The sequence below is a fragment of the Pseudoxanthomonas sp. LARHCG66 genome (assembly GCF_052871755.1).
In genome coordinates this window covers 198,523-219,606 of sequence record NZ_JBIXJW010000003.1, presented here as the reverse complement: position 1 = coordinate 219,606, position 21,084 = coordinate 198,523, and the positions used below count along the sequence as shown (strand labels likewise).

Here is a 21,084-nt window from a genome sequence, read left to right as displayed (position 1 = left end):
GGGGAATCCGGCCACTGCGGAGCGCCTTGCCGGCGCTCCTGATCGGGCTTACTCGGCGTAGAACGTCCGGTACCAGTCCACGAACCGGCGTATGCCGGTCTCGATGGGCGTCGTCGGCGAATAGCCGGTATCGCGGCGCAGGGCTTCCACGTCGGCTTCGGTGTCGGGCACGTCGCCGGGTTGCATCGGCAGCAGGCGCTTCTCCGCCTTGCGGCCCAGGCAGTCCTCCAGCACCTCGATGTAGCGCAGCAGCTGCACGGGCTGGTGGTTGCCGATGTTGTAGACGCGGTACGGGGCGCTGGACGATCCCGGGTTCGGCAGCAGCGGGTCGTACGCCGGATCCGGGCCGGGCACGGTGTCCAGCGTGCGGATCACGCCTTCCACGATGTCGTCGACGAAGGTGAAGTCGCGGCTGTGGTGGCCGTGGTTGAACACATCGATGGGCTTGCCCTCGAGGATGTTCTTCGTGAACAGGAACAGCGCCATGTCCGGCCGGCCCCATGGGCCGTACACGGTGAAGAAGCGCAGTCCGGTGGTGGGCATGCCGAACAGGTGGCTGTAGGTGTGCGCCATCAGTTCGTTGGCCTTCTTGGTGGCCGCGTACAGGCTGACCGGATGGTCGACGCTGTCCTCCACCGCGAACGGCAGTTTCCGGTTCGCGCCATAGACCGAACTGGACGATGCGTAGACGAGATGCTCGATGCCGCGGTGCCGGCAGGCTTCCAGGATGTTGGTGAAGCCGACGATGTTGCTGTCGATGTAGGCGTGCGGGTTCTCCAGCGAGTAGCGCACGCCGGCCTGGGCGGCCAGGTTGACCACGCGCTGCGGCTTGAACGCATCGAAAGCCGCCTCCAGTGCCGTGCGGTCTTCCAGCGAGCCGCGCACGAAATGGAAGCCCGCCTTCGGCAGGAGCCGGGCCAGGCGGGCCTCCTTCAACGTGGGGTCGTAGTAGGCATTGAGGTTGTCATACCCCAGCACCTCGTCGCCGCGATCGAGCAGGCGATGGCTGAGGTGGGAGCCGATGAAGCCGGCAGCGCCGGTGACCAGTACGCGCATCAACAGGATCTCGTGGAATCGGGTCGCTTACAGGCAGTCGTCGACGGCGTGGCGGGGCAGGGCCCGCTTCACGTCGAAGAGCACGGCGCCGGGCTTGCCGAGTGCGCGGACACCTTCGGCGCCCCGTTCGGTGAACTCCCGGTGCGCGACCGCCAGGATGATGGCATCGTACTGGCCGGCCTGTGGCTCCGCCACCAGTTCCAGGCCGTATTCGTGCCGCGCTTCGTCCGCATTGACCCAGGGATCGTGCACGTCGACGTGGGTGTTGTAGCTGCGCAGTTCGGACACGATGTCCACCACCCGCGTATTGCGCACGTCGGGGCAGTTTTCCTTGAAGGCCAGGCCCAGCACCAGCACCCTGGCGCCGGCCGTGGGCAGGTTGCGCTTGGCCATCAGCTTGGCCACGCGGCGGGCGACATGGCTGCCCATGCCGTCGTTGATGCGTCGTCCGGCCAGGATCACGTCCGGGTGGTAACCGATCTGTTGCGCCTTGTGGGTCAGGTAGTACGGATCCACGCCGATGCAGTGGCCGCCGACCAGGCCGGGGCGGAATGGCAGGAAGTTCCACTTGGTGCCGGCGGCTTCCAGCACTTCGTGGGTGTCGATGCCCAGGCGGTGGAAGATCAGGGCCAGTTCGTTGATCAGCGCGATGTTGACGTCGCGCTGGGTGTTCTCGATGACCTTGGCGGCTTCCGCCACGCGGATGCTGCTGGCCTTGTGGGTGCCGGCCGTGATGATGCTCCCGTACAGCGCGTCCACGAAGTCGGCCACCTCGGGGCTGGAACCGGAGGTGACCTTCATGATCGTCTCCAGCCGGTGCTGCTTGTCGCCGGGATTGATGCGCTCGGGGCTGTAGCCGGCGTAGAAATCCCGGTTGAAGACAAGCCCGGATTCGCGCTCGATGATCGGCACGCAGACTTCCTCGGTCGCACCGGGATAGACGGTGGATTCGTAGATGGCGACCGCGCCCTTGCCGATGGCGCGGCCGACGGCGCGGCTGGCGGATTCCAGCGGATGCAGGTCGGGGCGCTTGTAGTCGTCGATCGGCGTGGGGACGGTGACGATGAATACGTTGCAGCCCGCCAGCGCGGCCGGATCGTCGCTGAAGTCGAGCTGCGGCGTGTCGCGCAGTTCCTCGGCGGTCACTTCCAGCGTGTGGTCATGATGCCCGCGCAGTTCGGCCACGCGCTTGCCGTTGATGTCGAACCCGAGGGTCGGAAACCTGCGGCCGAAGGCGACGGCCAGCGGAAGGCCGACATACCCCAGTCCAATCACGGCGATCCTGGCCTGGTCCAGGGTAGGCAGTGGTGCGTTCATCGATGTGGAGATCCCCTGTGTGTCGCGTCTGTCGAGAAGTCTATACGGTGGCGCGGTGGGCGCGTTCGCCCGGTTCCCGGCCTGGTGTCGAGTCGATCAACGTCCAAAGCACGCCCGGGAGGACACGCGCCAGGATTGGCCTGAATGGGCCGCTGCCTGCGTAACAAGGGGCAATCGTCCATCGGGAAGATGGCGCGACCTGCGACCTGCGACCGGGGGAGTCGAGATGCGGATCCTGTTGTGCGGCGGCGCCGGCTACATCGGCGCGCACACCTACGTGGTGCTGGTGGAACGCGGCCACGATGTGGTGGTGGCCGACAATTTCAGCAACAGCTCGCCGGGCGTGCTGACCCGGCTGCAGCAGATCACTGGCCACCCGGTGCCTTTCCAGCCGCTGGACCTGCGCGAACGCGAGGCCGTCTCGCGATTCTTCGAACGCCAGCCGTTCGATGCGGTCGTGCATTTCGCCGCGCTGAAATCGGTGGGCGAATCCTGCGAGCGTCCGCTGGACTATTTCCACAACAACATCGGTGGCACGCTCAACCTGTTGCACGGCATGCAGGCGGCCGGCGTCAGGCGGCTGGTATTCAGCTCCTCCGCCACGGTCTACGGAGACCCCGCCAGCGTACCCGTGCGCGAAGATGCGAGCCTCCAGGTCACCAATCCCTATGGCCGCACCAAGCTGGTGATGGAAGAGCTCATCGGCGACCTGTGCCGCAGCGATGCGGGATTCCATGCCGCGAACCTGCGCTACTTCAACCCGGTGGGCGCGCATGCATCGGGGCTCATCGGCGAAGATCCCACCGGCATTCCCAACAACCTGATGCCGTACATCTGCCAGGTGGCGGTGGGGCGCCGCGACCGGCTGAGCGTGTTTGGCGGTGACTGGCCAACCCTGGACGGCACCGGTGTGCGCGACTACATCCACGTGATGGACCTGGCGCGCGCGCATGCCGATGCGCTGGATTTCCTTGCCCGCGAGCAACGCAACCTGACCGTCAACCTGGGCACGGGCCAGGGGGTCAGCGTGCTGCAGCTGGTGAAGGCATTCGCGGAGGCGGCCGCGCGGGACATTCCCTACGAAGTGGTCGCGCGGCGCCCCGGCGACGTGGCGGAGGTGTACGCGGATCCCTCGTTGGCCCGGCAGGCGCTCGGCTGGCAGGCCGAGCTGGGGGTGGAAGCGATGTGCCGCGATGCGTGGCGCTGGCAATCCCGGAATCCCCAGGGCTACCCGGCGGCGTGATCGATGCGCCTAACGTGACCCGGTTGGCATAAGCGGGGGCGCGGCGTCGTGTCGCGGGCTGGTACCGCCCGCGTGATTGGCCGAGAATCCGCTCAATTCCCACCGCCTGGATCCGCTTGTCCTCCGACGCTGCACGCGACATGGCGGAACAGAACCGCTCACGCTATGGCCTGCGCATGTACCGCATGCGCGCGCTGGGGCTGGGGCTGGGCGCGATATGCGTGGCGGCCGTGCTTTACGAACATTCGGCGTCGCCCGCCCTGTGGGCGCTGCTGGTCGCCAATGGCTTCCTGTGGCCGCACCTGGCCTACCTGCGGGTGAAGCTGAGCCGCGATGAACCCATCCAGGCCGAATTCCAGAACCTGACCTTCGATGCGGCGATGGGCGGCTTCTGGATCGCCGCCATGCACTTCGATGCGCTGCCCAGCGTGCTGCTGGCGGTGATGCTGACGATGGACAAGGTGATCATCGGCGGTGGACGCTTCGGCATCCGCACGCTGGGCACGATGGTGCTGACCTGCCTGGCGGCCAGCGCAGCGTGGGGTTTTGCCTTCGATCCCTACACCAGCTACCCCGTGGTCCTGGCCTGCCTGCCGTTCCTGGCCATCTATCCGATGGCGATCGGCGTTGCCACCCATTCGCTGTCGCGCAAGGCGCGGCAGCAGAAGGACCTGCTGGAGAAGATGGCGCGCTTCGATGCGGCCACCGGGCTGATGAACCGGCAGCAATGGCTGCATGCCGCCACCACCGAGCTCAAGCGCTTCCAGCGCTCGGGCCGGACGGCGGTGCTGGTGCTGATCGACATCGACCGCTTCAAGGACATCAACGACGGCTACGGCCACACGGTCGGGGATGAAGTGGTGGAAGAGTTCGCGCGATTGTTGAAGGTCTGCCTGCGCGATGTGGACACGGGCGGCCGGTATGGCGGCGACGAGTTCGGCGTCGTCATGCCCGATACGCGCTGGGAAGAAGCGATCGTGGCGGCGGAGCGGCTGCGGCGGCAGGTGGCCGCCTGTGCCTTTTCCGCACGCGGCCTGCGCTGCACCGTCAGCATCGGCCTGTCCGAAGCGCATCCCGGCATCGCATCGGTATCGGACTGGATCAACAGCGCGGACAGTGCGCTCTACCGTGCCAAGGCGCAGGGACGCGACAGCATCGTCGTGGGCTGCTGATCCGCGATCAGGACAGCAGGGCGTCGATCACGGCGGCGGGTTGTTTCATCCAGGCGAAGTGATCCGCATGCGTGCCCAGCGCCGCGTGGTGCAGCGTGGTGACGCGGGTCGGGCTTCCGGGCATCTTGGCCGCCAGCGCGCGCAGCGAGCTTTCCGGCGCCAGCCAGTCGTCGTCGAAGAGCACGCCATGGAGTGGTGCCTGGACCCGGCGCATGCCGGCTTCCAGATCCGCCGGCAAGCCGGCGGCGCGATAGCGGCCGCTCAGGCCCACGCGTGCCCAGTCGCGGATCAGGCTGCGTGCTTCGTCGCCGCCAAATCCCAGGCGACGACCGGGCAGCGCACCGCATGCGCGTGCCAGCCAGGGCGCGAACTGGTAGAAGAACGGCAGCGCGTAGCCGCGGGGCGCGGGGAACGCACGCCAGTAAGGCGTGCCGCTGCCGACCAGCCACAGCCCTGCGAATGCGTCGGGATGCTGGCCCAGATGGCAGGCCGCGAGTTGCCCACCCAGGCTGTGCCCGCCGATCACATGCGGCATATCGGGTAGCTGCCGGCGGAGTTCCGCATGACTCGTCGGCAGGTCCATGCCCAGCAGCTCTCGGTAGCCCCAGTCGTGGCGACGGTCCGCGCGCAGCGAGCTGCTGCCGTTGCCGCGCCATTCGTGCACGAACACCGCCATGCCGCGTGCGGCCAGGCCCTCCGCGAACGGCATGTAATGCCGCGCCGCCACGCCGAGGGCGGGGACCCACAGCACGGCGGAGTTCGCCTGCGCGGGGATGCGCGCCATCAACGCATACGCATGGCCGTCGGGCGTGGTCAGCGGGATGTCCTGCGCTGAAATCGTGGGCATGTGGATGTCGTCCATCAGACGGGCGCGGCGCCGAAATGGTCCAGCACGAGGATGTCGCTGCGTCCCGGGCGGTAGCCGCCCCGGAGCCCGGCGTGCACGTAGTCGGATGCGGCGAGGCAGGCCTCCTTCATCGCCATGCCCTGCGCCCGGCGGGCCGCGATGGCGGACGCCAGCGTGCAGCCGGTGCCATGGGCTTCAAGTGCGAGGCGCGGATGTGCCGTTTCCGCCACGCCTTCCGCATCCGCATACAGGTCGACGACGTCCCCGTCGCCGGGCAGATGGCCGCCCTTGAGGAACACGGCATGCGCGCCCAGCGCCAGCAGGTCCCGCGCCGCGTCGCGCATCGCCTGCACATCGGGGATCGTGCGCCCCAGCAGCAGTTCGGCTTCGGGCAGATTGGGTGTCAGCACGTCGGCCAGCGGCAGCAACTGGCGGCGCATGGCGTCCAGCGCGTTGTTCTCCAGCAACCTCGCGCCACTGGTGGCGACCATCACCGGGTCGACGACAACCGTGCCAGGGCGGTGCCGGACGAGCGCTTCGACCACGGTGCCGATCACCTCGGCGGTGGCCAGCATCCCCAGCTTGACCGCGCGGATATCGAAGTCCTCGAAGCACGCATCCAGCTGCGCGCGCAGGAATTCCATCGGCGGCACGTTCACTGCGGTCACGCCCCGGGTGTGCTGCGCGGTCAGCGCAGCGATCGCGGAGAGGCCGTGCACGCGGTGCGCCGCGAAGGTCTTGAGGTCGGCCTGGATGCCGGCGCCGCCACCGGAATCGGAACCGGCGATGGTCAGGGCGGAGACGATGGAAGGTGAGCGCATGCGGCCATTATGCCGTCAGCCTCGCGCCGGATGGCCCCGTTGGCGCGCATCCTGCGTCTAGGGGGGTATCGCAAGGCGTGCCGGGAACGGCGACAGGGGATGGCGTGGGAAAACGGCTTTCAGGGCTCGATGGCGTGCGCGCGATCGCCGTGCTCATGGTCCTGCTGGGGCACGCCGCCGGCCTTCCCCAGTTCCCGGTGGTGATCAGGAACCTGCTCGTGCTCGACATCGCACGCTTCGGCGTGGCGATCTTCTTCGTGCTCTCCGGTTTCCTGATCACCACGCTGCTGATCGACGAACGCAGCCGGCGGGGGCGTGTTTCGTTGCGCGACTTCTACCTGCGCAGGACGATCCGGATCTTCCCCGCTGCCTATCTGTACATTGCGTGCGCGGTCGTGGTGGCGTCCATCGGCTGGGCGACGCTGAAGCCCGGGGACGTGCTGCATGCGTTGACCTACACGATGGATTACCACCACGACCGTGGATGGGCGCTGGGGCACCTGTGGTCGCTGGCGGTGGAGGAGCAGTTCTACCTGCTCTGGCCCTTGCTGTTCCTGTGGTCGGGCAAGCGCGCCGCCGTCGTGGTGGGGGTCATCATCGCGCTGGCACCGCTGGTGCGTGTGGTCGCGTGGATGGGGTGGCCGCAGGCGCGCATCGGGATCGACGAAGAGTTCCAGTACGTGGCGGATTCACTGGCCACGGGTTGCCTGACAGCGCTGCTGGTGCACCGGTTCGGCAAGGAGCGGTTGGCGGGCGCGATTCCGGCGGCAGCCTATCCGCTCGCGGCGCTGGTTGCCGTGGTGGCGGCGTCGTTCTCCGAGTGGCCGTCGTTCTACCTGCCGGTGGGTGCGACGCTGGTCAACATCGCCATCGCGGTCTGCCTGCTCGGTGTCGTGTTCCGGGTCAATGCCGGAATCGACCGCGTGCTGAACAGCCAGGTGGCCGTGTTCATCGGTACGATCAGCTACTCGCTCTATCTGTGGCAACAGATCTTCCTGGGCAGGAATGTCCCGCTCGCCCGCGAGATGCTGCCGTTGGCGATCGTCCTGCCTTTCCTGGCGGCCTGCGCCAGCTATTTCGCGGTGGAGAAGCCGCTGATCCGGCTACGCGAGCGATTCAGGCACTGAGACCCGGGAAAGGACGGATCAATCCGGTGGTCCGCGTTCGACGCCGTGATCCACCGGCTCCGTGCCCGTATCGACGAAACGTCGATGCAGATATACGACGTGCGCGATACCCGTGAGCCCGGTGAGCATCGCGGGCACCAGCAGCGCGTCGTAGGCCAGGCGCAGGTACAGCCACGCGCCGAGCACGCCTCCGGCGAGGAAACCGCTGATGATCAGGCCGCTGAGGGTCAGTCGGCGCACCGGCAGCGGCATCCCGCGCAGCAGGTGGCCCAGTCCGATGCCGAGGTCGGTGAACATGCCGCTGAGGTGCGTGGTACGGACGGCGGCACCGCTGTAGGTGGTGACCATCGCGTTCTGCAGTCCGCACGCCATGGCGGCGAGCAGGGCGCCCCAGATCTGTTCCTGCTTGAACAGCGGAATCGCGGCGAGCAGCACGACCGCTTCCAGGGCCAGTACCACGCCGTAGCGACGCCCCAGTTTCAGCGTCTGGTCCTGGATGATCAGGCCGCTCAGCATCGCGCCTGCGCAGAACGCGATCAGCACGCCCCACAGGTGGATCACGGAACGGAGGTCGCCATGCGCGATCGCCGCGCCCAGCAGGCTGGTGGTGCCGGTCAGGTGGCTCACGGCTTGGTGTTCGAAGCCGAGGTAGCCGATGACATTGACCATCCCCGCCACGCACGCCAGCAGGACGGCGCCGATCCAGACCCAGCGGGGAAGGTGCAGACCCATGACCGGATTACCCCGTCACGCGCGGGGCGCGGCGGCTGCGTCCCGGCCACAGACCCGTCAGCGCCCAACCGGTGAACGCAGGCAGGAGTTCCAGCAGCCAGGGCTGCCAAGCGGGAGGACCGAGGCCGCCCGGTCGAACGACAAGCAGAACGGCGAGCGCAGCCAACTGGACCAGGCTCCAGGCGATCAGTACATGCAGCAGGCGTCGATACCTGACGCCTGCGGCGAACCACCCGTAGCCTGCCGAGGCGACGAGGACGAAGATCGTGCTCTGGACGATGTAAGAGATGTCCGCCACGTCCTGCCACCGGCCGTCTGCGAAGCGTAGTGCAAGCATCGACAGGGAGAATGCGGAAACGGTGGCCGACACTGCGATCGCCAGGAAAATCGCTGCGCTGGCAAGCACGATGCGCCGCCATTGCATGCCGTGCGGTGCCGTAGCCTCCGCGTCCTGCAGGACGGGATCCGAGGCGTAGTGTGTCGGGGCGTAGGGATCGTGCATGGCGGGTTCACGTGTGGCCGCTGCGCTGACCGGTGAGCGCAGCGGCCACACGCCGTTACAGCACTTCCGACGCGTAATCCGCCAGACGCGACCGCTCGCCACGCCGCAGCGTGATGTGCGCGCTGTGCGCCCAGTTCTTGAAGCGGTCCACCGCGTAGGTCAGGCCGGATGTCGTCTCGGTAAGGTACGGCGTGTCGATCTGCTCCACGTTGCCGAGGCACACGATCTTGGTGCCCGGGCCGGCGCGGGTGATCAGCGTCTTCATCTGCTTGGGCGTGAGGTTCTGCGCCTCATCGAGGATCAGGTAGCGCGACAGGAACGTGCGCCCGCGCATGAAGTTCATCGAGCGGATCTTGATGCGCGAGGCGAGCAGGTCGTTGGTCGCCGCGCGCCCCCACGCACCGCCTTCCTGGTTGTGCGTCAGTACTTCCAGGTTGTCGGTCAGCGCGCCCATCCAAGGCGTCATCTTTTCCTCTTCCGTACCGGGCAGGAAGCCGATGTCCTCGCCCACGCTGACCGTGGCGCGGGTCATGATGATCTCGCGGTAGCGCTGCTGGTCCATCGTCTGCGCCAGGCCGGCCGCCAGTGCCAGCAGCGTCTTGCCGGTGCCGGCGGTGCCGAGCAGGGTGACGAAGTCGACTTCCGGATCCATCAGCGCGTTGAGTGCGAAATTCTGCTCGCGGTTGCGCGCATTGATGCCCCATACCGCGTGCTGGCTGTGGCGGAAGTCGTCGACGATCTGCAGCGTCGCCTTGTCGCCTTCCACCCGGCTGACGCGGAACTCCGATTCGTCATCACCGGGCAGGTAGAGGTACTGGTTCGGGTACCAGCCTGCGCCCTCGGTCATGGTGACTTCGTAATACGTGCGTCCCTTGTCGGTCCAGGAGCGCAGGTCCTTGCCGTGGCGCTGCCAGAAGTCCTCCGGCAGCGGATCCGCGCCGGTGTACAGCAGGCTGAAATCGTCCAGCGCGCGGTCGTTCTCGTAATCCTCCGACACGATCCCGGCAATCGCCGCCTTGATGCGCAGGTTGATGTCCTTGGACACGAACACCACCGGGATCTCCGGCTCGCTCTCCTTCAGCGCGAGGATGGCGCCGAGGATGGCGTTGTCGGGGATGACCGCGCCGAAGCTCTTGCCGGCGTCGAAATGGCTGGTCTGGAAGCGGAGCAGGCCCGCGCTCTGCGAGCCTCGCAGTTGCAGGCTGTTCGGCTGGATCAGCGGAATGCCGGCGGCCACGTTGTCCAGGCCGGAGGTCTCGACCAGTTCATTGAGGAAGCGGCTGACCTGCCGCGCATTGCGGCTCGCTTCCGACGTGCCCTTCTTGCCGTTGTCCAGTTCCTCGATCACCTGCATCGGCAGGTAGACGTCGTGTTCCTCGAACTTGAACAGCGCGGTGGGGTCGTGCATCAGCACGTTGGTGTCCAACACATAGATACGCTTGCTACGGGTCATTCGGGCAACCTCATCGAGGAAGATGTGTGAACACGGGCGACTTTTCCGCGGACAGCAGCGAACCACCATGACCCGCCGCGGCGCGGGATGGTGGATGGGGTGGAGGGGAATTCGGTCACTGGGCCTGGTGGGCCTTCAGGGCGTCCAGCACGGCGTCGGCATGGCCGGGAACCTTCACGCCGCGCCATTCCTGTGCAATGCGGCCGTCGGGCGAGATCAGGAACGTGCTGCGCACCACGCCCAGCACCTTGCGGCCGTACATGTTCTTTTCGTGGATCACGTCGAAGGCCCTGCACAGCGCTTCGTCGGCATCGCTCACCAGCGGGAACTTGAACCCTTGCTTTGCGCAGAAGTTGTCGTGCGACTTCACCGAGTCGCGCGAGACGCCCAGCACGGTGGCATCCAGTTTCCGGAACTTCGGCAGCAGCGCATTGAAGTCCAGGCCCTCGGTGGTGCACCCGGGCGTGCTGTCCTTCGGGTAGAAGTACAGCACCAGCCAGTGGCCGGCATGGTCGGCGAGGGTGGTGGTCTCGCCGCCGGACAAGGCCAGCGGCAGTTTCAGTGTCGATTTGGGCAGGGCGTTCGCGCTTTTCGCCGTCATCGTCAGAACTTCATCGGATCCATGATCGCGTCCAGGTTCAGATGGTCGCAGAATTCAAGGAAGTCGTCGCGCAGCGCGGCGATGTGCATGTTGGCCGGCACGCCGATGGTCACCTGCGCCGAGAACATCTCCGCACCGGTCTGCATGGCGCGGTAGCGCGTGCTCTGCAGGTTTTCGATGGTGATGCCCTGGCGGTCGAAGAAGTCGGCCAGCTGGAACAGGATGCCCGGTTTGTCCGCGGCCACCACTTCCACGATGTAGGGCAGCAGGTTGGACTGCACCACCTTGGGACCGGTGCGGTAGAACACCAGCTTCAGGCCCTCGTCGCGCTCGAGCCGCGTGAGCATGGTTTCCAGCTTCGCCACCGCGTCCCACGAACCCGTCGCCAGCGCCGTGACGGAGACGTCGCGCCCCACCGTGGACAGCCTGGCATCCACCAGATTGCAGCCGCTGTCGGCGATGCGGCGCGTCACCGACAGAAGCGGCGACTCCGGATGCGTCGTATAGGCGGTGATCAGGAGGTGGTTTTCGGTCGGCGAAGGCCGGGGCGTGGAATCGGTCAAGAGAGCTTCCGGCGTTGCGGTCAGGCTGAATGGCGGCCGGGCAGCGTCCCGGCGACGCAGGCAGCATACTTGCCCGCCCTTTGAGCCCGCAAGTAACATGCGGCCGACATTGCAGGCGAACCGGCCAACTGCGCTTATGGGCGCCTCCGGACGCCGGACACCCCACCGAGAGCCATCCCTTGCATCTTTCCGGCAGCATCACCGCACTGGCCACGCCGTTCCTGGCGTCGGGCGAACTCGACCTGGAAGCCTGGCGTTCGCTGCTCAAACAGCAACTGGACGGAGGCACGCAGGGCGTGGTGGTGGCGGGATCGACCGGTGAAGCGGCTGCGCTCTCCGACGACGAATACGACACACTGCTGCGCATCGCGGTGGAGGACGTGCGCGGGCGCATTCCCGTGCTGGCCGGCACCGGCCAGATGAATACCGCCAAGACCATTGCCGCCACGCGACGCGCGGCAGCAGCGGGTGCGCAGCTCGCGCTGGTCGTCACGCCGCCCTACGTGCGCCCGACGCAGGCCGGGCTGGTGGCGCATTACCGGGCGGTGGCCGACCAGGGCGGATTGCCCGTGGTGCTCTACAACGTGCCCGGCCGCACCGGATGCGATCTGTTGCCGGAAACGGTGGCCGAGCTCGTCGATCATCCGAACATCGTGGGCATCAAGGAAGCGCGCGCCGAACCCGAACGCATGGCGGCCCTGCTGGCGCTGCGGAAGGACGGCTTCGCGGTCCTGAGCGGCGACGACCCGACGGCCTCCCGCGCCATGCTGGCCGGTGCCGATGGCCTCATCTCGGTGGGCTCGAATGCCCTGCCGCGCACCTTCCGCCGCCTGTGCGACCTCGCCCGTTCGGGCGAGGCGGCCGCAGTCGCCGGACTGGATGCCCAATTGCAGGAGATCTATGCCTTCCTCGGCGTGGAATCCAACCCCATTCCGGTGAAGGCGCTGCTGCAGCGCGCAGGCTTCGGCGATGGCCTGCGCCTGCCGCTGCTTTCGCTGTCCTCCATCCATACCGATACTGCCGATCGTCTCGCCGCCATGGCGCAGGCGCTGGAAGCACAATCCAACCGCGACATCCTCGCGGCCTGAACCCAGGAGATCCTCATGCGTCTTTCGTCTTCCCTCGTGCGTCCGCTTGCCCTGGTGCTGCTGGTCGTTTCCGTCGCCGGCTGCTCATGGTTCAAGAAGGGCGCGAAGGGCGACTACGCGCTGGCGCCTGAAACGCGTCCGCTGGAAGTGCCGCCGGACCTCAACCTGCCCAACACCAGTGGCGCCATGCAGATACCTGCCGCCAGCCAGGCCACGGCGGCCGCAGCGCCCGCAGCCGCGGGTGGTTTCACCGTCGCCGGTACCCGTGACGAAGCGTTCACCCGCGTGGGCGAAGCGCTCGCCGGCGTCGAGGGCGTCACCATCGCAAGCCGGGCCCAGCTGCTGGGCACCTACGACGTCAGCTACGAGGGGGCCAGCTTCCTCGTCCGGGTGTCGGGCGTCGAAGCCGGCGCCTACGTGACGGCAGTCGATCCGCGCGGCCTGCCGGCCACGTCGCCGGCCGCAACCAAGCTGCTGGCGGCGCTGAAGGCCAAGCTGGGCGGGTGATCAATCCGCTGCGGCGGGGTGAAGGATGTGCTGCCGTCGTCCCGTTTACGCACGCTGGGATCCATCTTGATCCTGCGTGTGCACTCCGACTGCCACGACAAAGGCAACATGGATCCCGGCGTTCGCCGGGATGACGAAAAGGCGCCTCACGGCGCCTTTTCCATGTGCTTGCGGCGGGCCCGCCAACTTGCCGATGACAGTCGAGCGGCTCGCCGCGCTGGAGGTCATGCTGGCCGATGAGCAGCCTGTTGCGGCGGAGATAGTGGTGTTTGCCGTCGTCCCAGCGCACGCTGGGACCCATCTTGATCCTGCGAGTGCGCTCCGACTGCCACGGCAAAGGCGACATGGATCCCGGCGTTCGCCGGGATGACGAAAAAAGGCGCCTCGCGGCGCCTTTTTTTATGTGCATGGTGCGGCAGTGCGCGCCGGTCAACGCTCCAGCAGCGGCAGCTTGTCCGGCTTGCCTTCCCATTCCTTTGCGTCCGGCAGCGGATCCTTGCGCGTGGTGATCACCGGCCATGCCCGGGAGAGTTCGGCGTTGAGCGCGACGTAGCCTTCCTGGCCAGCCGGCACGTCGTCTTCCGGGTAGATGGCATTGATCGGGCACTCGGGTTCGCACAGCGTGCAGTCGATGCATTCGTCCGGGTCGATCACCAGGAAGTTGGGGCCTTCATGGAAGCAGTCCACAGGACAGACTTCCACGCAGTCGGTGTACTTGCACTTGATGCAGTTTTCGGTGACGACGAAGGGCATGAGGTTGGATGTGCAGCGAAGGAAACCGTGCAAGTTTAAATCACCGCGTCATCCAGGATGGAAATGTTTCTCGGCAGCCCCCGTGCGCTTGCGCGCGGATCGGGGCGTGGCACGCACGGAATGTCCGCGTGCGCGACGGCCAGGGCTGCGGCGCCTCCTGCCTGATCGTTCCAGCAGGCTTGGCGCTACTCAGGTTGCCTGGCCTATATTTCCATTAATGGAACGACCTATTGGTTTTTGTTGGATTTATCCCATTCGTGTCGAGGATCATGCTGCACGCCTCACCACACACCGGAGTACCGCCATGATCACCTTGCGCCCCGCCACCGCTCGCGGCCACGCCAACCACGGCTGGCTGGACTCGTGGCACAGCTTCTCCTTCGCGAGCTATTTCGACGACAAGCACGTCCACTGGGGTCCGCTGCGCGTGATCAACGAGGATCGCGTGGCCGCCGGCCGCGGCTTCGGCGAACACGGCCACCGCGACATGGAAATCATCAGCTACGTGCTGGAAGGTGCGCTGGGCCACAAGGACTCGATGGGTACCAGCTCCAGCATCGTGCCGGGCGATGTGCAGCGCATGAGCGCCGGCACCGGCGTGCAGCATTCGGAATTCAACTACAGCGAAACCGGGACCACGCATTTCCTGCAGATCTGGATCATCCCCGACAAGCAGGGCGTGGCGCCCTCGTACGAAGAGAAGCGCTTCGCCGCCGAAGAGAAGCAGGGCCGCCTGCGGCTGGTGGTCAGCCCGGACGGCGCCGATGGTTCGATCTCCATCCATCAGGATGCGCGCCTGTACGCCGGCCTGTTCGACGGGGATGAAGCGGCGGAACTGCGCCTGGCCGAAGGTCGCCTGGGTTACGTGCACGTGGCGCGCGGCGAAGTGACCGTCAACGGCCGTACCCTGTCGGCGGGCGATGCGTTGCTTTACGAAGGCGAGCCGCTGGTCAGCGTGGGCCAGGGCATCGGGGCGGAAGTGCTGGTATTCGACCTGCCGCCGTTGAAGTAGGCAGGCGGCGCTGCGGCGCCTGCATCGACCAGAAAGGGTGCGCGGATGCGCACCCTTTTCCGTTCTCGGGACGCGGTCGATCAGGCGTGCATGCGCTCGGCGACCAGGAAGCCTGCCGTCATGGCGACTACCAGCAGCGCGCCCTGCAGCCGGGGAGGCGCGGGCAGCGGCACGTCCAGCAGGCGGCAGCCCATGCCGATGGCCAGTGCGAGCACCAGGCCGAGCACCGTCAGCATCATGGGCGTCCTCCCTGTCTTGTTTCGCCGGTCGGTCCGCCGCAGTGGGTGACGTGGCGTGCTTCGCGGCGCGCCATGAAACGGTCGGCGACGACATACCCCAGCGTCATCGCCACCACCAGCAGCGCGCCCACCAGCACCGGCGGTGCCGGCACCGGGATGCCCATCCAGCGACAACCGAAGCCGATGGCGAAGCCCAGCAGCACGCCCGCGAGGAATTTCAGGTTCATGCCATGCCTCCGGGCGCCTGCGATGGCGCCGGCACGGGATTGCCTGGCGCACCGCCGATGAAATGCCGCACGACGGGTGCGTGGGTCGGGTCTTCCAGCAGCGCCTTGATCGCATCCTGCAGGGCGCGCTCGTCTTCGGTGACGCGTTCGTGCTGGCGCAGGTGCTCGTGCCAGGAGCAGTCGACGAAGTACTCCAGGTAGGTGCCGGGCTGCGTGCTGTCCTCGGCCACGCCCCATTGCACGGCGCCGTTGCGACGGCGTGCGTGCCCCAACGGCTGCATGCGGGCCAGGAATTCCTCGCGCCGTGCGATATCCACGCGGTACTCGACCGTCACCAGTACCGGACCGCGGTCACCGCCGACATCACCCGCGACCACCGGTTGCGGCCAATGGCCGGATGGGGTGACGTTGACCCGCGCGGCTTCACCCAGCCGGAAGCGCCAGCTGGCCAGTGCGGCAATCACGGTGCCGGCCGCCGACACAATGAGCGCCGTCGGTGTTCCGTAGGCCTGGGCAACCAGGCCCCAGCCCAGGCTGCCCACCGCCATGCCTGCGGAAAACACCACGATGTACAGCGACAGCGCGCGTGCCCGTACCCACGCAGGCACCGAAGTCTGCGCGGCGATCTGCAGCGATGACAGCACCGTGATCCACGCGAAGCCATTGAGCAGCGAAACCACATACAGCGCGGGGATGTTGCGCAGCAGGGCGAGCGCCACCATGCAGCCTGCGTAGACGCCGGTGGCGGCGAGTACCATCGCGTCGGGATCGAACCGCGTGCGCAGGGCCGGCAGCAGCATGGCACCGGCGATCGCGCCGATGCCGATGCAGCCCAGCAGCAGGCCATAGGTGCCTGCACTGGCACCCAGCTCCTGCTTCACCACGATGGGCAGCAGCGCGGTCAACGCGCTGGCGAAGACGAAGAAGCAGGCGGCCTTCACCAGAACCGACTGCAGTACCGAGGCCTGCCCGGCATAACGCAGCCCGGCGCGCAGCGCCGCGCCGAAGGTTTCCGGTGGCAAAGCGGAGGATGTCGGCGAGCGCCGCCAGCGCCACAGCACGACCACCACGCCGAGGAAGCTCAACGCGTTCACCGCGAACGCCCACGCGATGCCGGCCTGCGCCACAATCAGGCCGCCGAGCGCGGGGCCGATGGAACGCGCGATGTTCATGCTCAACGAGCCGAGCGCCACCGCCGGCCCCAGCATCGGCCGCGGTACCAGCTCGGGCGTGGTCGCCTGTTGCGCGGGCATCGCCATCGCAGCGCCGATGCCCAGCGCGAACGTCAGCGCCACCAGCGTCCAAGGCCGCAGCATGTCCAGGTGCGCCAGCACCGCCAGCGTGCTGGCGACCAGCAGCATCCACAGCTGCGCGATGATCAGGTAGCGCCGCCGGTCGACGATGTCGGCCAGCGTGCCGGCCACGATGGCCAGCAGTACGACGGGCAGGGTGGTGGCGGACTGCACCGCGGCCACCATCAGCGGCGAACCGGTGGTTTCCGCCATGACCCAGGCGGCGGCGACATCATGGATCCACGTGCCGATGTTGCCGACCAGGATCGCCAGCCACAACGCGCGGAATGTCGGTTGCTGAAGCGGTGACCAGGGTCCGACGGGTGCGGGCGTCGCCATCGGTCAGAACGCGAAGCAGGAGCAACCCATCGCGCCCCAGAAATTCCGCAGGTCATGCGTGGGCGTGGCGTGGTGCGCGGCATGGCCGTGCTCATGCACCTGGCAGTGCTTGCCATGGGCATGCGATACCGCTGCGGTCGCCTGCGCCAGGGTGCCGCCCTGGTAGCCGCCGAAGCGGTTGACCGGCGACCAGTCCGGCATGGGGGGCGGCAAGGTGGGTGCGAGCGGGGCATACGGTCCGTCGCCATGCACGATGCGCCCGCCCACTACCGTCAACACGCTGGTGATGTCGGGGATGTCGGCTTCGGGCACGCTGAAGAAATCCGCGGACAACAGCGACACGTCGGCGAACTGTCCCGGCGCCAGCCGTCCCTTGTGGTCCTGTTCGCTGGAGAACCACGCGCTGCCCCGGGTCCACAGCGCCAGCGCCTCCTCGCGTTCCAGCCGGTTGTCGTCGCCGTACATGCGCAGTCCGCCGAGCGTGCGCCCGCTGACCAGCCAGTACAGCGCCACCCACGGGTTGTAGCTGGCGACACGGGTGGCGTCGGTGCCCGCGCCGACCGGCACGCCCGCCTGCAGCATGCGGCGCACCGGCGGCGTGTGCTTCAGCGCGTCGCTGCCGTAGCGTTCGGCGAAGAACTCGCCCTGGAACGCCATGCGGTGCTGGATGGCGATGCCGCCGCCCAGGGCGCGCACGCGGTCGATGTTGCGTGGCGAAATGGTCTCGGCGTGATCGATGATCCAGTGCAGGCCATCGAACGGCACTTCACGGTTCACGCGTTCGTAGACGTCGAGTACGCGGGTGATGCTTTCGTCATAGGTGGCATGGATGCGGAAAGGCCAGCGCTTTTCCGCAAGCAGGCGCACCACGTCATCCAGCTCGCCTTCCATGCCGACCGGCAGTTCGGGGCGCGGTTCGCGGAAATCCTCGAAGTCCGCCGCCGAGAACACCAGCATCTCGCCCGCGCCGTTGTGGCGCAGCATGTCGTCGCCCTGGCGCGGCGAGAGCATGCCCGACCAGCGTTGGAAGTCGGCCAGTTCCTGCCCCTTCTTCTGGGTGAACAGGTTGTAGGCGATGCGTACGGTCAGTTCGTCATCCGCGTGCAGCTTCTGGATGATCTCGTAGTCTTCCGGGTAGTTCTGGAAGCCGCCACCCGCATCGATCACCGACGTGATGCCCAGCCGGTTTAACTCGCGCATGAAGTGGCGCGTGGAGTTCAGCTGGTACTCGGCCGGCAGCTTCGGCCCCATGGCCAGCGTCGCGTACAGGATCAACGCGTTCGGCTTGGCCAGCAGCAACCCGGTGGGATTGCCAGCCTTGTCGCGCTGGATCTGGCCTCCGGGCGGATCGGGGGTGTCCTTCGTGTAGCCCACCGCACGCAGCGCGGCGCGGTTGAGCAGGGCGCGGTCGTACAGGTGCAGCAGGAAGACCGGCGTGTCCGGCGCCAGCGCGTTGATCTCCTCCAGCGTGGGCAGGCGCTTTTCGGCGAACTGGTGCGCGCTGAAGCCGCCGACCACCCGCACCCATTGCGGCGCAGGGGTGCGATCCACCTGCGTCTTCAGCATCGCCATGGCATCGGCCAGCGAGCGCACGCCGTCCCAGCGCAGTTCCAGGGTGTAGTTCAGGCCGCCACGGATGAGGTGCGTGTGGCTGTCGTTGAGGCCGGGGATCAGCCGGCGTCCGCCGGCATCGATGATGCGCGTGGTGTCGCGGGCGTGCGCCATCACGTGGGCCTCGTCGCCCACCGCGAGTATGCGTCCGTCGGCGAAGGCGATCGCGCTGGCGGAAGGCTGTGCCGCATCCAGCGTGGTGATGCGGGCGTTGCGCAGGATCAGGTCGGCCACGAGAAGTTCTCCGGATCGGGCATCGCGGGGCAGTGCAGCCAGTGCGGCAACCGCCGCCGCAGTCTTCAGCAGGTGGCGGCGCGTATCGTCAACGGCCATGCGCGAACCCCGATCGTGCGGTGCGCAGGGCATCGAAAGACAATGCGCCCGGCCCGGTCAATGCCACCGCGAGGTTCACCAACAGCCACAGCAGCGGGTACTCGATGCCGCCGTGCATCCAGAACCAGCCGTGCGACAGGTTCAGCGCCACGGTGACGCCGAGGAACGCCGCCGAGCCGAGGGCCGCGATGCGCGTGAACGCACCCGCGAGCACCATCAGTCCGAGCAGGGTCTGCAGTGCGGCAAGCAGCAAAGGCAATGGCGCGGCGGAAGGCAGGCCGAAGTGCTGGAGTTCGGCCGCGAACCCGGCGACCCCCGGCCCGCCGAACCAGCCCAGCAACTTGCCCAGTCCATGCGGCAGGAGGAAACCGCCGGCGGCCAGGCGCAGCACCAGCAGCCCGGCCGGGGCAGTCTCATGGCCTGCGCGTTGCGCGACGTTGGCGGTCATCGCGGCGTCCCGTCAGTGGCCGCCTTCGGACGCCCCGAACATGCTCTTGGCGTACTGGATGCCCAGCCCATAGCCGCCGCCGTGGAGTTTGGCGATGCCGGTGGTCAGGTCGTAGGTCGCGCTGCGTGCCCAGTCGCGCTGCAGCTCCAGCAGGTACTGCACGCTGGTCAGCGGGCGGACGCCCGCCTGGACCATGCGCTGCATGGCGCGTTCGTGCGCCTCGGCGGTGACATCGCCGCAGGCATCGGCGATCACGTAGACCTCGAAGCCCTGGTCCAGCGCCGACAGCGCCGGCCCGACGATGCACACGCTGGTCCACAGGCCGCCGAGCACGATGCGCCCTTTTCCGGAGGCGTTCACCGCCGCGATGACCGCCGCATCTTCCCAACAGTTCATGGTGGTGCGGTCGAGCACGTTCGCATTCGGGAAGGCTTCGGGGATTTCCGGGAACAGCGGACCGGAGAACGACTTCTCGGCCACGGTGGTCAGCAGTGTCGAAACGCCGAAGCCGGCCGCGCCCTTGGCGACGAGTGCAACGTTGTTACGCAGCATCGCCACGTCGATGGAGTGCGTGGCAAAGGCCATCTGCGACTGGTGGTCGATCAGGACCAGCGTGTGGTCGTGAGGCGTGAGCAGGGTCTTGCCGGCGGCGGGGGTGGCGGTGGGCATGGCGGGCTCCGGGCATGGGGTAGGAATCGCACCACTGTGGCGCGCGCACGCGCACGCTGGCTTGCATCGGCGTGCGCGCTGCCCGCGAACCTCATCCGTGCAGCTTGATCGCGGTCTCGGCGACGCGCTGGCCCTGGTAGCGCGCGGCGTCCAGCTCGTTCTGCGTGGGTTGGCGCGAACCGTCGCCGCCCGCGATGGTGGTGGTGCCGTAGGGCGAGCCGCCGGTGACTTCATCCAGTTTCATCTGACCGGCAAAGCCGTAGTCCAGCCCCACGATCACCATGCCGAAATGCAGCAGATTGGTGATGATGGAGAACAGCGTGGTTTCCTGCCCGCCGTGCTGGGTGGCGGTGGAGGTGAACGCGGCACCGACCTTGCCGTGCAGCGCCCCCCTGGCCCACAGGCCGCCGGCCTGGTCCAGGAAGTTCGCCATCTGCGAGGACATGCGGCCGAAGCGCGTGCCGGTGCCGACGATGATCGCGTCGTAGTCGGCGAGTTCCGCGATCGTCGCCACCGGGGCGGGCTGATCGAGCTTGTAGTGGGACGTCCGCGCGACCTCCTCGGGCACCAGTTCCGGCACGCGTTTGATGTCCGCGCTGGCGCCGCCCGCGCGCACGCCTTCGGCCACGGCATGGGCCATGGTTTCGATATGCCCGTAGGCGGAGTAGTAGAGGATCAGGACCTTGGCCATCGTGCGGCTCCCGTGGAGGACGGAGGAATGCGGCGATCGCGCCGCGATGCCGGGCAGGGTTACCCGTGCCGGGTTATCGGCGCGTGCAGGTGGCGGAACTCGCGCGGCGAGTAGCCCGTCATCCGACGGAAGGTACGGGTGAAGTGGCTCTGGTCGAAGAAGCCCAGCGAGGCGGCCGTGGCGGAGATCTTCTGCGGCCCGCGCGCCAGTTGCGCCTTGGCCAGGGCGATGCGCTTGGCCAGCACGTATTCCATCGGGCTCTGGCCGGTACTGACGCGGAACAGTCGGGCGAAGTGGAAGCGACTGACGCAGGCCGCAGCCGCGATGTCGGTCAACGTCAGGCTGTCGCCGATATGGCGTTCGATGTGGTCAAGCGCACGTGCGAGTGCGCGCGCGCCAAGGCCTCTCGGGGCCGGCACATTGTCCGCGTACATCCCGGCT

Annotated in this window: 24 protein-coding genes; 6 read left to right on the top strand and 18 right to left on the bottom strand. The window is 67.4% G+C overall.

Going from position 1 to position 21,084, the window contains the following annotated elements:
* Positions 1 to 48: 48 nt before the first annotated feature.
* Complete coding sequence (locus ACIPRS_RS11165; protein WP_446538602.1) at positions 49 to 1,056, bottom strand: NAD-dependent epimerase; 1,008 nt, start codon at positions 1,054 to 1,056, stop codon at positions 49 to 51.
* A gap of 27 nt (positions 1,057 to 1,083) precedes the next feature.
* On the bottom strand, positions 1,084 to 2,373 hold the full coding sequence (locus ACIPRS_RS11160; protein ID WP_305079808.1) for a nucleotide sugar dehydrogenase: 1,290 nt from the start codon (positions 2,371 to 2,373) through the stop codon (positions 1,084 to 1,086).
* Between the two features lie 226 nt (positions 2,374 to 2,599).
* Between ACIPRS_RS11160 and galE the strand changes: the two genes are divergently transcribed.
* Positions 2,600 to 3,616 carry a UDP-glucose 4-epimerase GalE gene (galE, locus tag ACIPRS_RS11155; RefSeq protein WP_337731076.1) on the top strand — a complete coding sequence of 339 codons (1,017 nt, stop codon included), beginning with the start codon at positions 2,600 to 2,602 and terminating at the stop codon, positions 3,614 to 3,616.
* 116 nt (positions 3,617 to 3,732) lie between these two features.
* Entirely contained in the window at positions 3,733 to 4,788 is a 1,056-nt protein-coding gene (locus ACIPRS_RS11150; protein ID WP_446538601.1) for a diguanylate cyclase, read from the top strand.
* Positions 4,789 to 4,795: 7 nt separating this feature from the next.
* Here the strand turns inward: ACIPRS_RS11150 and ACIPRS_RS11145 are convergent, their stop codons facing one another.
* Together ACIPRS_RS11145 and thiD are read right to left on the bottom strand one after the other, a co-directional pair.
* Positions 4,796 to 5,635: an alpha/beta hydrolase family protein gene (locus ACIPRS_RS11145; protein WP_446538600.1), complete on the bottom strand. Its 840-nt coding sequence runs from the start codon at positions 5,633 to 5,635 to the stop codon at positions 4,796 to 4,798.
* A 14-nt stretch (positions 5,636 to 5,649) separates the two neighbouring features.
* On the bottom strand, positions 5,650 to 6,456 hold the full coding sequence (thiD, locus tag ACIPRS_RS11140; protein ID WP_446538599.1) for a bifunctional hydroxymethylpyrimidine kinase/phosphomethylpyrimidine kinase: 807 nt from the start codon (positions 6,454 to 6,456) through the stop codon (positions 5,650 to 5,652).
* Between thiD and ACIPRS_RS11135 the strand changes: the two genes are divergently transcribed.
* Positions 6,447 to 7,583, top strand: a complete 1,137-nt coding sequence (locus tag ACIPRS_RS11135; protein WP_446538598.1) for an acyltransferase family protein — start codon at positions 6,447 to 6,449, stop codon at positions 7,581 to 7,583. The two genes, thiD and ACIPRS_RS11135, sit on opposite strands and share 10 nt — an antisense overlap.
* 18 nt (positions 7,584 to 7,601) lie before the next feature.
* Here ACIPRS_RS11135 and ACIPRS_RS11130 read toward each other — a convergent pair whose 3' ends face one another.
* The 5 genes from ACIPRS_RS11130 to ACIPRS_RS11110 form a co-directional block, all read right to left on the bottom strand.
* A complete protein-coding gene (locus ACIPRS_RS11130; protein ID WP_337731071.1) occupies positions 7,602 to 8,315 on the bottom strand; it encodes a YoaK family protein in 714 nt (237 codons plus the stop codon).
* Positions 8,316 to 8,322: 7 nt separating this feature from the next.
* On the bottom strand, positions 8,323 to 8,817 hold the full coding sequence (locus ACIPRS_RS11125; RefSeq protein ID WP_446538597.1) for a hypothetical protein: 495 nt from the start codon (positions 8,815 to 8,817) through the stop codon (positions 8,323 to 8,325).
* 55 nt (positions 8,818 to 8,872) lie between these two features.
* Positions 8,873 to 10,270, bottom strand: coding sequence for a PhoH family protein (locus ACIPRS_RS11120; RefSeq protein WP_337731069.1), 1,398 nt, complete (start codon positions 10,268 to 10,270; stop codon positions 8,873 to 8,875).
* 115 nt (positions 10,271 to 10,385) lie between these two features.
* Positions 10,386 to 10,871 carry a peroxiredoxin gene (locus ACIPRS_RS11115; protein ID WP_446538596.1) on the bottom strand — a complete coding sequence of 162 codons (486 nt, stop codon included), beginning with the start codon at positions 10,869 to 10,871 and terminating at the stop codon, positions 10,386 to 10,388.
* A 2-nt stretch (positions 10,872 to 10,873) separates the two neighbouring features.
* Complete coding sequence (locus ACIPRS_RS11110) at positions 10,874 to 11,434, bottom strand: glycine cleavage system protein R (RefSeq protein WP_142124317.1); 561 nt, start codon at positions 11,432 to 11,434, stop codon at positions 10,874 to 10,876.
* 179 nt (positions 11,435 to 11,613) lie between these two features.
* Between ACIPRS_RS11110 and dapA the strand changes: the two genes are divergently transcribed.
* Both dapA and ACIPRS_RS11100 read left to right on the top strand, forming a co-directional pair.
* Positions 11,614 to 12,522: a 4-hydroxy-tetrahydrodipicolinate synthase gene (gene dapA, locus ACIPRS_RS11105; RefSeq protein WP_446538595.1), complete on the top strand. Its 909-nt coding sequence runs from the start codon at positions 11,614 to 11,616 to the stop codon at positions 12,520 to 12,522.
* Between the two features lie 15 nt (positions 12,523 to 12,537).
* Positions 12,538 to 13,029 (top strand): hypothetical protein, encoded by a 492-nt coding sequence (locus tag ACIPRS_RS11100; protein ID WP_192201476.1) that lies wholly within the window; start codon positions 12,538 to 12,540, stop codon positions 13,027 to 13,029.
* Positions 13,030 to 13,458: 429 nt separating this feature from the next.
* Here ACIPRS_RS11100 and fdxA read toward each other — a convergent pair whose 3' ends face one another.
* Entirely contained in the window at positions 13,459 to 13,782 is a 324-nt protein-coding gene (gene fdxA, locus ACIPRS_RS11095; RefSeq protein WP_056881145.1) for a ferredoxin FdxA, read from the bottom strand.
* Positions 13,783 to 14,086: 304 nt separating this feature from the next.
* Here fdxA and ACIPRS_RS11090 point away from each other — a divergent pair, with 304 nt between their 5' ends.
* A complete protein-coding gene (locus ACIPRS_RS11090; RefSeq protein WP_192201475.1) occupies positions 14,087 to 14,794 on the top strand; it encodes a pirin family protein in 708 nt (235 codons plus the stop codon).
* Between the two features lie 80 nt (positions 14,795 to 14,874).
* On the opposite strand, the gene ACIPRS_RS11085 is transcribed toward ACIPRS_RS11090, so the two are convergent.
* The 8 genes from ACIPRS_RS11085 to ACIPRS_RS11050 all read right to left on the bottom strand — a co-directional run bounded on the left by ACIPRS_RS11085 (position 14,875) and on the right by ACIPRS_RS11050 (position 21,062).
* A complete protein-coding gene (locus tag ACIPRS_RS11085; protein ID WP_446538594.1) occupies positions 14,875 to 15,033 on the bottom strand; it encodes a DUF1427 family protein in 159 nt (52 codons plus the stop codon).
* Positions 15,030 to 15,260, bottom strand: a complete 231-nt coding sequence (locus ACIPRS_RS11080) for a DUF1427 family protein (protein WP_446538593.1) — start codon at positions 15,258 to 15,260, stop codon at positions 15,030 to 15,032. The genes ACIPRS_RS11085 and ACIPRS_RS11080 overlap by 4 nt, the downstream gene beginning before the upstream one ends.
* On the bottom strand, positions 15,257 to 16,891 hold the full coding sequence (locus ACIPRS_RS11075) for an MFS transporter (RefSeq protein WP_446538592.1): 1,635 nt from the start codon (positions 16,889 to 16,891) through the stop codon (positions 15,257 to 15,259). Before ACIPRS_RS11075 ends, ACIPRS_RS11080 begins: the two co-directional genes overlap by 4 nt.
* A gap of 3 nt (positions 16,892 to 16,894) precedes the next feature.
* Positions 16,895 to 18,736: an amidohydrolase gene (locus tag ACIPRS_RS11070; RefSeq protein WP_446538793.1), complete on the bottom strand. Its 1,842-nt coding sequence runs from the start codon at positions 18,734 to 18,736 to the stop codon at positions 16,895 to 16,897.
* A gap of 88 nt (positions 18,737 to 18,824) precedes the next feature.
* Entirely contained in the window at positions 18,825 to 19,283 is a 459-nt protein-coding gene (locus ACIPRS_RS11065) for a DoxX family protein (protein WP_446538591.1), read from the bottom strand.
* 12 nt (positions 19,284 to 19,295) lie between these two features.
* Entirely contained in the window at positions 19,296 to 19,952 is a 657-nt protein-coding gene (locus ACIPRS_RS11060; protein ID WP_446538590.1) for a hydrolase, read from the bottom strand.
* Between the two features lie 91 nt (positions 19,953 to 20,043).
* On the bottom strand, positions 20,044 to 20,643 hold the full coding sequence (gene wrbA, locus ACIPRS_RS11055) for an NAD(P)H:quinone oxidoreductase (RefSeq protein WP_192201470.1): 600 nt from the start codon (positions 20,641 to 20,643) through the stop codon (positions 20,044 to 20,046).
* 59 nt (positions 20,644 to 20,702) lie between these two features.
* The gene (locus tag ACIPRS_RS11050; protein WP_446538589.1) at positions 20,703 to 21,062 is read right to left on the bottom strand and encodes a helix-turn-helix transcriptional regulator; all 360 of its coding nucleotides are present in this window, start codon (positions 21,060 to 21,062) and stop codon (positions 20,703 to 20,705) included.
* Between the last annotated feature and the right edge of the window lie 22 nt (positions 21,063 to 21,084).